This is a genomic window from Rhizobium sp. Root1220 (assembly GCF_001426265.1).
GTDB lineage: Bacteria > Pseudomonadota > Alphaproteobacteria > Rhizobiales > Rhizobiaceae > Rhizobium.
Genome location: NZ_LMDG01000005.1, coordinates 28354 through 43374, shown reverse-complemented (window position 1 = coordinate 43374; position 15021 = coordinate 28354). Strand labels below are relative to the sequence as shown.

General features: G+C 56.3%; 11 protein-coding genes and 4 pseudogenes. 10 read left to right on the top strand and 5 right to left on the bottom strand.

Annotated features, from left to right (window positions below; genetic code table 11):
- The first annotated feature begins 61 nt into the window (after positions 1 to 61).
- Entirely contained in the window at positions 62 to 1393 is a 1332-nt protein-coding gene (locus ASC90_RS05915; RefSeq protein ID WP_056536768.1) for a diguanylate cyclase, read from the top strand.
- A gap of 20 nt (positions 1394 to 1413) precedes the next feature.
- Here ASC90_RS05915 and ASC90_RS05910 read toward each other — a convergent pair whose 3' ends face one another.
- The 3 genes from ASC90_RS05910 to ASC90_RS05900 all read right to left on the bottom strand — a co-directional run bounded on the left by ASC90_RS05910 (position 1414) and on the right by ASC90_RS05900 (position 4870).
- Positions 1414 to 2433, bottom strand: coding sequence for a GlxA family transcriptional regulator (locus ASC90_RS05910; RefSeq protein ID WP_056536765.1), 1020 nt, complete (start codon positions 2431 to 2433; stop codon positions 1414 to 1416).
- Between the two features lie 296 nt (positions 2434 to 2729).
- A complete protein-coding gene (locus ASC90_RS05905; RefSeq protein WP_056536762.1) occupies positions 2730 to 2927 on the bottom strand; it encodes a hypothetical protein in 198 nt (65 codons plus the stop codon).
- Between the two features lie 1415 nt (positions 2928 to 4342).
- Positions 4343 to 4870 carry a hypothetical protein gene (locus tag ASC90_RS05900; protein ID WP_056536759.1) on the bottom strand — a complete coding sequence of 176 codons (528 nt, stop codon included), beginning with the start codon at positions 4868 to 4870 and terminating at the stop codon, positions 4343 to 4345.
- 437 nt (positions 4871 to 5307) lie between these two features.
- Between ASC90_RS05900 and ASC90_RS05895 the strand changes: the two genes are divergently transcribed.
- The 9 genes and pseudogenes from ASC90_RS05895 to ASC90_RS27825 all read left to right on the top strand — a co-directional run.
- Positions 5308 to 5838, top strand: a complete 531-nt coding sequence (locus tag ASC90_RS05895; RefSeq protein WP_156392849.1) for a hypothetical protein — start codon at positions 5308 to 5310, stop codon at positions 5836 to 5838.
- Positions 5835 to 6344 (top strand): hypothetical protein, encoded by a 510-nt coding sequence (locus ASC90_RS05890; RefSeq protein WP_056536753.1) that lies wholly within the window; start codon positions 5835 to 5837, stop codon positions 6342 to 6344. Before ASC90_RS05895 ends, ASC90_RS05890 begins: the two co-directional genes overlap by 4 nt.
- A gap of 68 nt (positions 6345 to 6412) precedes the next feature.
- On the top strand, positions 6413 to 8122 hold the full coding sequence (locus ASC90_RS05885) for a DDE-type integrase/transposase/recombinase (protein WP_056536751.1): 1710 nt from the start codon (positions 6413 to 6415) through the stop codon (positions 8120 to 8122).
- 17 nt (positions 8123 to 8139) lie between these two features.
- Positions 8140 to 9093: an ATP-binding protein gene (locus tag ASC90_RS05880; protein ID WP_162246960.1), complete on the top strand. Its 954-nt coding sequence runs from the start codon at positions 8140 to 8142 to the stop codon at positions 9091 to 9093.
- Positions 9083 to 10945 (top strand): hypothetical protein, encoded by a 1863-nt coding sequence (locus ASC90_RS05875; protein WP_056536744.1) that lies wholly within the window; start codon positions 9083 to 9085, stop codon positions 10943 to 10945. The genes ASC90_RS05880 and ASC90_RS05875 overlap by 11 nt, the downstream gene beginning before the upstream one ends.
- Before the next feature lie 55 nt (positions 10946 to 11000).
- Complete coding sequence (locus ASC90_RS05870) at positions 11001 to 13025, top strand: hypothetical protein (protein WP_156392848.1); 2025 nt, start codon at positions 11001 to 11003, stop codon at positions 13023 to 13025.
- Between the two features lie 83 nt (positions 13026 to 13108).
- Positions 13109 to 13219, top strand: a pseudogene (locus ASC90_RS28675) (dienelactone hydrolase); the annotation flags it as partial.
- Positions 13220 to 13612: 393 nt separating this feature from the next.
- Positions 13613 to 13790, top strand: a pseudogene (locus ASC90_RS27830) (transposase); the annotation flags it as partial.
- A 106-nt stretch (positions 13791 to 13896) separates the two neighbouring features.
- Positions 13897 to 14109 (top strand): annotated as a pseudogene (locus tag ASC90_RS27825) (transposase); the annotation flags it as partial.
- 205 nt (positions 14110 to 14314) lie between these two features.
- On the opposite strand, the pseudogene ASC90_RS27820 reads toward ASC90_RS27825, so the two are convergent.
- Positions 14315 to 14819: pseudogene (locus ASC90_RS27820) on the bottom strand (transposase); the annotation flags it as partial.
- Position 14820: 1 nt separating this feature from the next.
- Positions 14821 to 14976 (bottom strand): transposase (locus tag ASC90_RS29675; RefSeq protein ID WP_244480328.1); only part of this gene is annotated, 156 nt, incomplete at its 3' end.
- Between the last annotated feature and the right edge of the window lie 45 nt (positions 14977 to 15021).

Here is a 15021-nt window from a genome sequence, read left to right as displayed (position 1 = left end):
GCATTTGCCGAGAAAAGAAAGCCGATTCGGGCTGCTGAGGCGCGCAGAAGGGTGGGGCTGCATGGCTTTTCAAACCGACTTCAATCGGGATGGTTCCGGGCCGCGCTTTGGCGGGCAGCGGATACTTCTGGTTGAAGATTCCCGGATGTTTTCCGCCGTGCTATGCCATCGGTTTCAGACCGAGCTCGGCCTGAACGTCATCCCCTGTTCTTCGCGAAAGACCCTGCAGGACGCACTGGCGATGGACGGGCACGGCTACGCGATGGCCGTCGTTGACCTGAATTTGCCGGATGCGCCCTACGGTGAGGCGCTGGACTGCGCGATGGCGCACAACATCCCGACGATCGTTTTTACCGCGACTTTCGACCTGCAGATCAGGGATAGGATCATGCAGCGCAATGTCATCGACTATGTGCTGAAGGACAACGAGTTTGCTCTCGACAATCTTGTCGCGACCGTTCGGCGGGCAATGTCCAATCGCAAGACACGCGTGCTTGTCGTCGATGACATCGGCTCCGCGCGCGAAGTGCTTGTCGGGCTGCTCAGGACGCAGCAGTACACGGTCGTGGAAGCAAGCAGCGGGCTCGAGGCGCTCGCAGCGCTGGAAGCCTACGACGACATAGAGCTGGTGGTCACCGACCACCATATGCCTGATATGAGTGGCTACGATCTGACGCGGCGGATTCGCCAGCGCTTCGGCTCCGACAAACTGCGGATCATCGGGGTATCGTCTTCGAACGACCGGATGTTGTCAGCGCGCTTCCTGAAGGCCGGCGCTTCCGACTTCCTATACCGACCGTTTGTTGCCGAAGAACTGCAGGGCCGCGTTGCAAACAATGTGGAGACGCTCGCGCACCTGAAACAGCTGCGCGCCGCCGCCGCGTGCGACTATCTCACGGGCCTTTACAATCGCCGTTATTTTTACGACCAGGGTCCGAAGCTGGTGAACGACTGCTTGCGCCGAAAGGCGGCGAGTTCCGTGGCCATTCTCGACATCGACCACTTCAAACGGCTGAATGACACCTATGGCCATGAGATCGGGGACCTTGTTCTGAAAGCGGTCGCCGATCGGCTGGCAACGATATTCGAGGGCAGCGACAACCTGCTCTCGCGTCTCGGCGGAGAGGAGTTCGCCATCCTGTTTCCCATGATGGATTCGGCGGCCGCCAGCAATTTCTGCGATGAAATCCGTTCCGATATATCGCGCTTGAAGGTGACGGCGGACGACGAGGCGCTGTCGGTGACGGTATCGATCGGGGTGGCCGAGATTTCGGGCTACGAAACGTTCGACAACTACCTGAACGCTGCGGACCAGTTTCTCTACATGGCCAAGCATAAAGGCCGAAATATCGTGTACTCGGATGCGCGAATGACAGCGGAAGCGGCGCAGTAACCGCTGCCCGATCGCAGCTTTCAGGCAGCGATCGCTGGCCGCGCCGTTGCCATCGTCATCTTGCGTTCTGCCCGCTCCTGCTGCGGCGAGCGGTGGTAGAGTTCCCGATAACACTTGGAGAAGTGCGAAGCCGACACGAAACCACAGGCGACAGCGACCTCTACGACTGGCATGGAGGATTGCACGAGCAGGTGGCGGGCGCGATCCAGCCGGATTTCCAGATAATAGCGGGCAGGCGAACGGCCCATTTCCTGACGGAACAGGCGCTCGATCTGCCGTCGCGAGAGGTCCGCACCGTCTGCGATCTCCAAAAGCGACAACGGTTCGGCCAGGTTGCCTTCCATGAGTTCGATGATCGAGAGCACCTTGGCATTCTGAACGCCGAGACGGGCGCGCAACGGCAACCGCTGGCGATCATGGGGGCTGCGTACCCGATCCGTCAGATGCTGTTCGCAGACACGGTTCACCAAGGTCTCGCCGAAGTCCTCGCCGATCAGGTTCAGCATCATGTCCAACGAGGCCGTGCCACCGGCGCAGGTGTAGAGATTGCTGTCGACCTCATACAGGTCGGCATACACTTCGGCTTGCGGGAAAGCCTCGGAGAAGCCGGGCAGGTTCTCCCAGTGAATGGCGCAGCGCTTCCCGTTGAGAAGTCCTGCCTGCGCAAGGATATGAGCACCCGTACAGAGGCTGCCGACTGCTACGCCGCGGTTGTAGGATTCGCGCAGCCAGGCGCTAACGGATTTGTTGTTGAAGTCTTCGACGTCGATGCCGGAACAGACGAGCACCATGCCCGGCCGATGTTCACCGCCGAGGTTGCGACGCTCGTCCGCCAGCGACGTGTTCGCCTCGATGCCGATACCGCAGGAGGAATAGACCTTCTCACCGTCCACAGAGGTGAGGCGCCACGAATAGGCCTGATAGCCGAGCATCCGATTGGCGATCCGCAAAGTGTCGATCGCGGCCGAGAACGGAAGCATCGTGAACTGCGGAACCATGAAAAAGACGAGAGAGCGGTTCTTATGCGGCATCTTGTTCATGAGGCAAATCCGTGCTCGAGGGCCAATGCACTATTCGTTGCTTGGAATGCGTCGTTCCGATATCGCAAAAGCGACATTCGCATGGATAAATGCGGCGGCAAAGAGCTAAATTGCGACGCGTTGCGACATGACGATGGTCAATTGTCTGTCGCTATCAGCAAAAGTCGGAAATTGCGTTGTTTGAACAATATATGCATCTGAAACTCAAGATTAAATTGGCTGTCGCTCCAAAACGGAAAAGGCGGCGCTGCCAAGGTGCAGACGCCGCCTTTACGCGGGGAGGTATGTCGCATTCATTACATGGCCTTGCGTTCGTCCGCGGCATCCGCCGAGGGCCAGCCGATATCCTTGCGGACGTCAAGTGGCATGGATTCAATGTCTCGAGCCGCCTGCCACTGATGCCAGGCATGAACAAGCTTGCGTGCATAGTCTGCGAGATGCAGATGGGATTCGATTGAGGACGTCTTGGTGTCCCTAAATGTGATGGTCGTCATGTCGGTTTCCTTTCCTGGTCGGACGACGCGGTCTTTATTCCTGACATGGATATGGGGCTTCCTTTGCCATCAATCAAACGAATAGATTTTATGGCTATCATAAGTTTTCTTGAACGATGTGACGATTTCGGAATCTAGAGTGTTCGGCCCAGCGTCGACGCTGTCGGAAAGACAAAATGCTGACGCAGCGGCCAAAAGAAAATGACGCAGGTGCGTAAAACATTGACGCAGATGAGTCAGTTCTTTTGGCTGGGTAGCGAACTCTCAGTGACCTGCATGCCCCAGCATCGTGCGGATGTCAGCGACGCTGCACAGAGCTGGTCGCTAACCAGCCAAATGCAATCTCGATATATATGACGCACGGTGTATGGCAGCAAATGCCCAGCGCGGTGACAACTTGAACCGGAACGCCTTACGCTGAGGTGCCCCCTTGGCCGGACAGGTCAGCAATAGAGACAGTGCTTGGATGCCCCTGGCAACCATCTTTATCGCGGATGCGAATTGCATTGTCGCCCTCAATCCATCCAGAGATCATTCAGCGAGCTGATCAGTCTCACCGTTCCACTGCGGGCTGACTTCCGGCGTGAAGCACGGGACCAGATTGAGCGCTTGGCGAATATTCTGGCGGTCTAGGTGGTTCCATTATCGAACAGATGTTCGATGGAGATGAGGCTGCGACGGTTCTGGATAGCGTCAAGCTAGCGCACGCAGCCTTCCGGCATCTCCAAAACTGCCGATTTTCGGCTCGTTGCCGTACCTCCCGGCTTAAGAGCCTCTGCTAACGATAGAGAAGGCTTGGTCCAACTCCGTGTGTCGACCTGGAGAGAGGGTGGCGGACTGAGTGACATTGGGTCCCGTAGTCCAGCATGACACCGGCAAGAGCCCGGCCTGAGTGCAACGCCCTTCGGGCGACTACCCTTCGAACGCCAGTCAGGCCCGAAAAATCGCTTCGGTTGCAATCTTTTTTTGTCGTTGTGGCGCTGCAAGCGACAGCGCAAAAGCTTCACGCACACTTTAAAATAGCAATTCGAGCTAGCTATTTTACGCCGTTGTAAAACGCGATGGTTGAGCCCATCAAACCTGTGCGCTCCATCTTTTCGGGTTTCGCAAACGGCGGCCGAACACCCACAATGTCAACACTGCGGCGTTCTGAATTTCCTCAGGACAACGGATTTATGGTTGCGTGGCTAGGTTGCGACGAAGGAAATGACGGCTTTATCGGTTGGCTTCTGGAAGCGGCATTGAAGGAAATTAACGCCAATCTATATCCGAGAAAATAAAGGAATTTAATTAGAATGTTGTTGTGGTGCCTTACGTCATGCATTCGAATATTTCCTTGCAAAATAACGACGCCTTATTCGCTATTTCTTGTCGAACCTCCTTTAGGCTGAATTCCGTTTAGAACCCATATGATGTCATCGTTGACCTTTGGGTGCTTTGTAGCGCTTCACACTGACGTTTTCTTCCGCCAAAGGTCGGCCTGCAATCCAGTAACCATTGTTTTGATATTCAAATTCCTCTGCTAACCACATTATCCGACCGATTGCCCGAGAGGGGTTGGATGAGCCGATATTCACGCCCATTTTGATCAGCCCATCTAGCAATTCCGCACGACCTAGTGGCCGCCCGGCTTTGCTAATCAATTGCAATGCATTTTCTCTAACGCGCCAGGCAAAGCTACCGCGACGTTCGCGCTTGCGCGGGGCCAACCCTTTCATGCCTTTTGGAAGCTTTAAGTCAAGCGACAGCAATTTATCTCTTGCTTCCACCAACTCAGCGGCAATTCGCTCATGATCTCGGGCGCGTTCCAACATGGCTTGCGCCTTCTTCTTAAGGCTGGCTGCGGCGGTTTCATGGCTCCCAATCTCCCGATCCAGCGATCCCAATGTGGCGGCGAGGGAGTGCTCCGCTGTGTCGAACTTAAGGCTACGTATCTCGCTCAAGTTGAACCCTTTTCAGCTGTAAAGAATCGCATTACATGTCTTTAAATGATGTTTGGGTGGTGTTTGTGTGAGTAACCACTCAATCAATTCAAGCGTACCAGTGTCTTAGCGGTTTGTCATCTGAGCCGTCGATAGCGGGGCTCGGAATGGAGTTTTATTGCCCATGTTTTTCAAGGAGACCTATCTTGGAGCAGTGGAAGTTAAGAGCCCGCATAGTGTGGGCGGACGATGGCGGACCGATCCGGCGCATTATCAACGGACGACATGACAGGCCGACCGGGTTCCTGGTCCTCAGGAAGGGAGGTTTCCGGGCTATGCCCTGGGATTCTCGGTCGTGCGAGAAGCCCGCGTTACAACTCGCAAACCTGTCATCCAGGGTTGTGTCCCTAATGGCTCAGCCCCATCGTCTTGAGATGGAATTGCCCGGGGAACGTGTGATGAAGTACATACCTGACCTCATGCTAAAGGTGCATCCGTCATTCCTGCGCGACCTGAAGCGGGGGCAAGTGTTCAGCCAGGTCGCGAGCAGTCCGGCGACCGAAATGGTACCAACTGAACGAGCATCGATCCTCATTCTTGAGCTGAAGAACGACAAAGACCCGCGTGACAAGGACGATGCCTACAAACGCAAGCTCAAGTTTGCCAAGTTGGTTTACAAGCAGGTGGGCATCACGTTCTTGACCCTCAGGCGCTCGCCGCACTTGAGCAAGAAGCTGCATCTCCTGACAGCCCGTATGATGCTGGCGGATCAATCGACAGCGCTTAGTCCTGCCGATTATGCGAACTGTGTCTCGGCCTTCGCTGGCAGGGAGTGGATCAGCTACCAGAAGGCCACAAACGCTTTGGGTTCTGGCCCTATGGGCAAGGCCAAACTTCATGCGCTGCATTGCCGCCAGTTCGTCTCTATCGATCTCGGCAAGGGCCTGAAATCGTTCGTCCGAGTTTGGTTGATGGAGGGTACCCGATGATACTGGACGTGGCACCCGGCGATCAATTTATTCTGCTGCTAGATGGATTGAGCGGCGAGTTCACCGCTGACGTCGCCTCGGAGTACGAGCCGATCAAGCTCAGAAATCTCGTCGATGACGAAGTGGCCGAACTGGAGCGCATCGACTTTGCGCTAGCCCAAGCCCGTGGGGACATCATCCGAACCACGAGAGACGGCAAAGAGTTGACCTTGATGGACGCCAAAGACCTTCTCGGCTTTCAGAAGCCCGAAGGTTCAAAGGTCACGATCAAGGAGCTGACCCAATGGAAGACGCAAAACAACAAGCTTGTGCGCGGCGCGACTCTAATCTTCTATATCAAGCGCTTCAGGAAGGAGCGGCCGGGTACGGGGTGCCTCAGCCTGAAAAATTGGCTGGGGTCGCATTATCCGGATGCGCTAAAGGCTGGGTATGGTGACTGGCTACCGTCACCGAGCAGTCTTACCCGCGCGATGGACCGAGCGCTGGCATTTCTCTGGCTGCGTTGATCGCTCAAACGGGTAAACACAAAAATCGAAACAAGTGGCCGCAGTGGGTCTATGATCTCGGCGACCGGATGGTCCGGCGCTACTGGATCAACGAGGAACGACACATCATCGACGCTGTCGAATGGTTTGACGGTTGTTTCTACAAGACCCGTGACGAGCGTGCTGATCCTGCTGAGATCGATCTGGAGCCACCGGTCCACGGCACGTTGGCCAACTGGATACACGCCGCGCGTTCACATGCGACTATTGCGTTGAAGTTCGGCCTGCGCATAGCCCATCGCCAACTTGGCGGTCGCGGACAAAGCCTGGTAGCCATTCGGCCGCTCGAATGGGTGATCATCGACCACACGGAAGCCGATATCTGGCTAATCATTCTAAGTGATATCGTCGATGCGGATGGCAACCGTCGCATCCTGTCGGTCAAGCGGCCTTGGCTGGTGACGGCTATTGACCTTTACAGCCGCATGGACCTGGGGCATTTCCTGAGTTTTGACCCGCCCAGTGTCCGCACTGTGATGGAATGCATTAAGCGCGTCACTACACCAAAGGCCGAACTGATTGAGCGCTTCGGGGAGTCGAAAGGAGCAACAGACGGCTTCGGTTTCATGACAGGCGTAATTCTCGACAACGCGCTTGAGAACGTCATGGTCAGCATGCAGATGGTTTTGGAAGCGCTGGGCATCGAGGTGGAATATGCGCCGCGAGCAACGCCTGAATACAAGGCATGGGTCGAGCGGTATATAAGCACCACCAACGAGACTCTGCGAGGTCTTCCCGGTGGTATTCCGTTGGAGATTCTCGACGGTGACCCGGACCCCCGCAAGTTTGCAAGCCTGACGCTCTCGGACGTGACCGAGCTGCTCGATCACCGCATTGTCACCAGATACCACCTCAACGTCCATGCAGGGATTGAGATGCCTCCGGCTCGCAAATGGGGGCTTGGGCTGAAAGAGTTTGGGCGCGGCACCGTTGATGATGCGCGAACGATGCACGCCCTCATGGGGCAGTACAAGAAGGCGGTTCTTACAGCCGAAGGCATCCGGCTGGAGGGGCATGTCTTCCATGATCCTTACATCACCAGCACGCTGATGGATCACATGGCCCGTTTTCAGAGAGCCAGCCGTCAACGACGCGGAAAGGACCAGACTCGGTCTATCGAGGTTCACACTTTCCGCGATCCAGCGGACTGCTCTCATATCTACGTCATTGATCTGCATACAAGGCAAGTTGTTCGTCTGCCGAACCGTGACGAGGCATATTCCAATACGGCCGTTTCCTTCGCTTGGGCGAAGGCAGCAAAGAAGGAAAACCAGCAAGCCAACGAAGAGTTTCATTCGCGGGAGGAGCGTGCTGGAGCCCAGCGCGATTTCCAACTCAAGTTGGAGGAAATGCTTGCTACGCAGAGCCATGGTGACGGCAAGGCCACGGCCCGACTGGTCGAAGGTGGCCGGGCGGTAATGGAGCATCAGCTCCTCATAGAGGTGGAGGAGTGCTCAGTCGCCTCGTCGATCTCCGGCATGAAGGGTGTGGACATCCCACGGGATGCGGCCTTTGTCGAGCGTGACGACGTTTGGGAAGCGCCAAAGGGGCGCAGCTCATCCAAAAAGCATGGTCCAAGACCGAAGAAACCAACGACCATCGATGGCACAGCCACGCGCTTGAAGCCATCGCTCCCAGCGTCAGCGTCCACGAAACCCATCATTGACATCGAAACCAGCGAAGCTCGGCTCGATCAACTTCAGCGGCTTTCACAGCTCAACATAGGAGAGATAGCATGACTATTCATCACGGTGATTTGGCCTATGAATTCCGCAGGATGCGCATCTATCACCCGCTGTTGTTGGGAGCGCACAAGGAGTTCGACAAGCTTCGGCAACTTCGTCGGAAGATGATTGAAACCGGCATAGACGTCGAGGCGAATTGCTTTGGCCTGTTTGGAGAATCTCAGGCGGGAAAAAGCGTGACGGTTGCTTCCTACTTGGAAAACCAAGTGGTCGACTACTGCTACGACACCGGCCTCTTCGACAGATCAGTGCCCCGAATAGAGGTGATGGAGGCCCAAAGGGTCGTCGTGTACATCTCGTTGACTGGATCAACGCTGAAATCCTTCTACGGTGACATTTTACGAGCCTACGGCGATCCCCGACCGGAGCGGGGTAACATCGGGGACCTTGCCTACCGGGTTTACAACTACATCCGCCGGTTCAAGACGGAACTGCTGATCTTTGACGAGACACAACATCTGCGGATAGGGGCTCCGGTTTCCTTTGCGCGGCTGGAGGCGGGTCGCGTGCACAACAGCCTGAAAGATTTCCTCCTCAGCGGCTTTCCGGTGGTCTTTGTTGGCACGGATGAAGCGGAAAAGAGGCTTATGAACGAGCACCAAATCGGTTTTCGTGGGTGCAGGAAAATCCCCTACAGGAAGCTTGACTTCAAACTTGCTGAGGATCGCAAAATCTTTGAGGACTATTGCGGTCTGATAGGAGTGAAGCTTGCAGAACACGGGCTGTTCCAGAAACGCAGCAATTTTCTGGCTGGCGATATTGTCCCGTGCCTGTTCGAGGCGACGGGCGGCTATCTTGGTAGGGTGTCGAGACTGATCGAAGCAGCTGCGGGTTACGCATTGGACGAGGGGGCAACCATCGTCGAGCGTCGTCACCTGGTGCTGGGTTGCGATGAGTTCAGCATTGGCAACGGCCTCATTACACGAAATCCCTTCCTCGATGAGGAACTGCAAAATGCTGCATAATGGCCCGTATGCTTTGATAGATGATGACCTGCCGCTTGCGGCAGGTCATCATACAGCGGAAGGTCCTCGGGAGGTTGCTTTCCGAGCGGCTGCAGAGAACGGCTTCCGCAGAACACAGGCGGTGATGGAATTCACCGGGCACGGTCCCCGGACGAAATTGTCTTCGTTGACGTCTCCGGACTTCATCAGTGATATCTCCAGGTTCCGAAGAGTATTGGGGGTTTCTGCTGAAGCGGTCGACAACTATAGGGACAATGCGAGGCCTTTGTATGGAAGCCGGGACTGGGTGACTTTCCATGGCTGCAACGTTCGCCGTGCCTATATCAGTCCGTACAGACGCGTTTCACCGCGCCGTCTCCGGCAGGAATCCGTGCTCAACTCGATGTGGTCGCTACGCCCGCTGACATTTGATGTTGGCACGCGCGAGCGCTTACTGGATCAATGCCCTACATGTCAGCTCAAGTTGGGATGGGGCTGGGCCGAGGATGTCGCTCTCTGCGACGTGTGCGCTTCAATGGGGCGAAAGTGCAATCTGTCGGATTACTGCCAGGAAGTTCTGGAGTTTTCTGACGAGGAAGCGGTCAATTTCATCACCGATCAAGTTGATCCTGCCTTCGCCGAACGTCGGTCGACCTATGACTTGCCAGCCATTTTTGCTTCGACATCAAGAGGACAACTGTTCCAGTTTGCCATCAAAATTGCCGCTGCTTGCAATGGCGACGATCCGGCCAAAGGTATTACGCCAGCAGCACTAGAGAACGCCGGGCGCTCCATCTTGAGTTGGCCTGCAGGCTTTGAGCGCCTGCTGGAAGGGACCCCGGCCAACATCACCACGTCGGAGCAGGCCGGTCCAGCTGCCTTTCGACCGTTAAACCGCCTTCGCAGTGATCCAACGCTCGATGCCAATTTGCGCAGGCTGGTTGGCGACATGGTTTGTGAGGCGAGGCGGAAGGAGGTCTTTTCCCTTCGGTTTAACCTGCATATCCCGGTGGGGACTGTTTCAGCTAGAGCAACTCGTAGCGAGCTGATCAAACTCGAAACGAACCTTCGGAAGGCCGTTGATCAAGCCGCCCATCGGATCACATCTGCGCCAGATGACGTACAGACGTTGGCAATCATTATTCGGGACAACAAGAGGCACCGTCAGCTCGCGGATCAGCTTGGCGTTCCAACATTTGAGCTTCTCCAATTATATGAAAGCGGTGTGCTGCCTTCAATGGAGCTGGACCTTGGACAGCTCACCTATTTGTCACTGGTTGGTGACGCTTGGGAGCACGTCGGCGCGTTGTGGAAGGTTCGGCGCTCGCAGGAACATGGCTTGCCAATCGTTCGGGCTGCCTCTCTGCTATCGGGACGAAGCGATCTACCGTGGCCTGAAATCGTTCACGCGATATGTGACCGTCGATTGGCGGTCTGGAGGGGGCCAAAGGCGGGACCAGGCATTTTCGGCGAGCTGAGGACGCGCGACTACGACGGGCTTGAGCGCGTGCTGGCGACCCGATTGCAATCCCGATTCCAATGCGTGGGCACGACACACGACGAGGCGGCCCGCACGATGGGTATCGGCCGGAAGATAATAACGGATGCGATCCGCCAGCGTGTGATACCCGAAATCCCAACGGTGGCAGCCATCAATCGCATTCGGGCGGACTGGATGTTCAGTTTCGAGATCAAAGACCTCTTGAAGATCAACGGCGCTGCCATCACCGTACAATTTCGAGCGCTCCATCGTTCAAAGGCCGAGCGCGTCCTGGCTGAAAGCTTCTCCATTTGGCGGCGCTCAGATGTTTACTTGTTCCTAGCCAAGCTCATGCCGCTGCCAAGGCTTCCGAAACTGGCGGGCTGCGCATAGCCCTGCCATCGGACGTACTAATCACCTTTGGACCAATCTAAAGAAGGCTTTGCCAATGCCCTATCGTGTCTACGATCATTGGGCGGGTCGCCCGCTCGTCTTCCCAACAGCACCAAAGCCCGGAGAGGGTCTCAGCGACCTTCTGTTGCGGGCTTGCAGCGAGAACGGCTTCCTGAGAGTTTTCGAAGTCGGGATGTTGTGGGGCAACAACGCCCACCAGCAAACAATCGCACCTTGGATTACGTCGTTCAATGCGCCGAACCTGTCCCTTGTGGCCAGTGTTCTGGGCCAGGATGAGGCGGAGATTGCGCCGCTATGGTATGGCGAGCGAAACAACACCATCAATTTTTTTGATCGGCAGATAAGGCGCAAGCATTTGATCCGGAGCAGGAGGGTGTCTCCGTCAAGCTTCAAGAAAGCGCCGTATCAAAAAGCCATATGGCACCTTGCGCCGCTGACATTTGATCCGCAGACGTTAGAAATGTTGCTGGACGAATGCCCGGTGTGCAAACAGAAGATCGGCTGGCAGCGGACGCTCGGAATTTGCTTCTGCGAGAATTGTGTTGACCCCGAAAACCCGCACGTGAGCAAGACCGACTTTCGCGATTTCCCACAGCCGAAGGTGAGCGCCGGTCTCGCTTCGAATTTGCGGTATGTCACCGACCTGATCGATCCCGAGGTTCCGGCGGCGGCGCTCAGGGCCCTTCATCCTGAGCTTCAAGCTCTCGGCCGGGGCGAGGTATTCGAACTTGCGGTCGAAGTTGGAAGGCTTATCGATCAGGAAAGCAGTCCGCCGGACACCGCAAGACCACACAAGGGCGGGCCTGTGACCCCTCAAGCTCTGGGCGACGCCGGGCGAGCTTTATCGAATTGGCCTGATGGCTTTTACGAGGTTGGAGAACGCCTTCGGAACAACTGGTTCTTTCGTCGTAAAGCTGGCGGGCCGCTCTGGCATCCAATTCGTCAGGTGCTTCAAGACTCATTCTTCAGCGCGGAGATCAAGGTTGTTGTGGCGGATGCTCTTAAAGGCTCGTTGGCGACGACCATTTCAGAGCACTCCCGTGGGAGGCTTAGAGCCGTTCCACTGCCGCTCGAACATCTGAACAAGGTAGCGCGAATGAGCGAAGCAATCCTTGAGGAATCGGCAATTTCGGGCCTACCGGTGCCTGCGCTCCTTGGGTGCTATCTCAGGAATGGTTTTCTATGCCCGGACCCACACTTTGCGGGACTCAGCAATAAGGGCATCCCTCTCATCGGGATGTTTGAGGACCTACCGCTTTGCCGGACGGCGGAAGTGCGGATGTCTCTCCGCGACGCCGTTCACCTCTATTTCCACGGAAAGGGCGATCCTTGGCCTGAAGTCATGGCCGCATTGCGGGACGGTAAATTGAGTGCCACCCGAATTAAAGGAGAGGATGCCTATATCGACCGGCTTTTCGTGGATGATTTCCAATCCTGGTCCGGCCAACTCAAAACCTTAAGGCCGGGCCGAGACGCAGAGCACATCGGACTGACAGTTGAGGAGCGAGCCTTTTATCTCAATTGTCACTCCAGTTGCGTGGCCACCACGATGCAGATAGGGGCCTTGTCTCGTACTGCGACTTTAGCGGAGCTTCAGCGTTTCCGTCGAGAAAACATCACCATCAAAGAGATCGTATTGGGCAGGCTAGCCAGTGGAGAGAAGCTGAATTTGAAATATGAGGGCATTGCGCTGAACCGAGCCGGAATCTTGCCGCGTCATCCTGCCGTCCACTTCCGCAGCAGACGTGCGGTTGAGCGTTACTACCGAGAGAAGCGAGCACGAACATCGGAGCTGGACATAGACGCTATCAGCGGCCTCAAGGAGAAGCTACTCAAGCGAAACCAGATCAAACTTAGCCCTCATCAGGCGAAGGTTGCTTATCTATTAAATGCGGGTTGGCGCTCGCGAGAGATAGCAGCTTCAATGGGTGTGCCGCTTGCTAGGGTCAAGAATGCCGAAAGGGCGATCTTCAAAAATTGTGAGGTTCGGTCGCGCGACGAGTTGGTCTCTTTCCTGGTTCCGTACTTGCGACGGAAGGCTCGTTCTCGGACGCAATAGTGAACCGCACCGGGTTTGCCGGAGGCTCCAACTTCTGGGAGAGTGGAGCCGATTTGAGCAAGACAACGAACAAGTTTTCACCTGTCGGCGTGCGGCAGACCACAGCGCCATCCAAAGAGCGAGGCACTGAACTTGCGGTGACCGTTTGGTATCCGGCAGACGCTGGTGGCAAACCAGCCACGCTCGGCGAAAGTCTGTCCGTCGTCGAATGATTTGAGCTTTTTGGGCTCTGGAAGAGTGGAGTTTCCGGCTCGGTTTGCGGGTTGATTTAAGCCGCTTTGGCTTGGTGGTTCAAGCGTAAACGCGAATTTCTATGCGCCTTCTGAGGCGCAGTGCTCTGATGCATGAAGTGTCCACCAAAAATAGGTGGACACCAAATCATGGACTATGCTCCTAAACTGNCGTGCCGAATTCGTCGACGATGACCGAATGGTCGATCGGGCGTGGGCGCTGCTTCCTACCGTCTCACCTAGTGGATGCTCTCAACTGACGCTTAGGAGTTTCGTAAGCGCGAATTTCTATGCGCCTTCTGAGGCGCAGTGCTCTGATGCATGAAGTGTCCACCAAAAATAGGTGGACACCAAATCATGGACTATGCTCCTAAACTGCAGGTGCGGCTTGTTGGCCGCGATGGCCGCCGTCGATATGACCCTGCTTCTCGTGATCAGCTCGTCGCAGCGTGTTTAGAACCCGGCGTTTCGGTCTCTCGGCTAGCACGGGAGTACGGTGTGAATGCCATATCGGTGGCGCGACAACGGTTCTTTTNGCGACGGCCCGACGAAGATAATCGCGGTCCGTTCGATCGGCTCGGCCGTCAACTTCGCCTCTATATGGAAGCCGCCATCACCAATGTCGATGCCCAGATCCTAAACTGCAGGTGCGGCTTGTTGGCCGCGATGGCCGCCGTCGATATGACCCTGCTTCTCGTGATCAGCTCGTCGCAGCGTGTTTAGAACCCGGCGTTTCGGTCTCTCGGCTAGCACGGGAGTACGGTGTGAATGCCAATCTCGTTCGTAAGTGGATAAAGAAGGCCCTGGAGCAGCGTCCTTCGCCATCGGTCGCGGCCTTCGTTCCAGTTCAGATTGCTCCAGCTATGCGGCCGGGTTCTGGCGGCGATTTGCTGACGAAGAGCGTGGCGGTGGGCAAGCCGTGTCATGCATCCAAGGTGAGCGCACTCCTAGTGGCGGCGCGGCTCTGGGCCGCAGGCAGGGGTTCAAGGTATTCGGCAGCGACTACGAAACGCGCGACGGTACCTGCGTGGACGGGACGCTGATAGAGGCGGCGCAGGNATTGCTCCAGCTATGCGGCCGGGTTCTGGCGGCGATTTGCTGACGAAGAGCGTGGCGGTGGGCAAGCCGTGTCATGCATCCAAGGTGAGCGCACTCCTAGTGGCGGGCGTCCTCTGGCTCTGGAAGGGGAGCCTGCGGCACGCGCGGCGATATTCGAGCGGGCGACACCTAGAGTTTCGCAGACGGTCTTCATTCCAAAATCCCCCTCGGAAGAGAGAGCGAGCGCAACATCCGTTTTTTTGGGCTACCGGCGATTTCGAGAGCTTCCTTCAGGATTTCGCTCTCCATCGTCTTCTTGCCCAACAAGCGTTGCAACTCTTTCACCTGGGCCTGAAGCGCCCGGTATTCGGAAGCCGGAACGACCTCCTCTTCGGCGGCCGTCGCCGTCAGAGCCCCTTGGGACGCTAGCTTGCGCCAGGCGAACAACTGGTTCGGCTGGATGCCGTGCCGACGCGCGACGATGCTAACCGTCGCGTCCGCCTCATAGGTCTCGTGGATGATCGCCNCTGGTTCGGCTGGATGCCGTGCCGACGCGCGACGATGCTAACCGTCGCGTCCGCCTCATAGGTCTCGTGGATGATCGCCAGCTTCTCTGCCGTGCTCCAGCGCCGCCGACGTTCCGGCCCGGCGAGGACTTCCATCTTAAAATTGCTGCTAGTCATATTACCAACATTACTCCTACCCACTTAGCTAAGTGGTGGAGCATG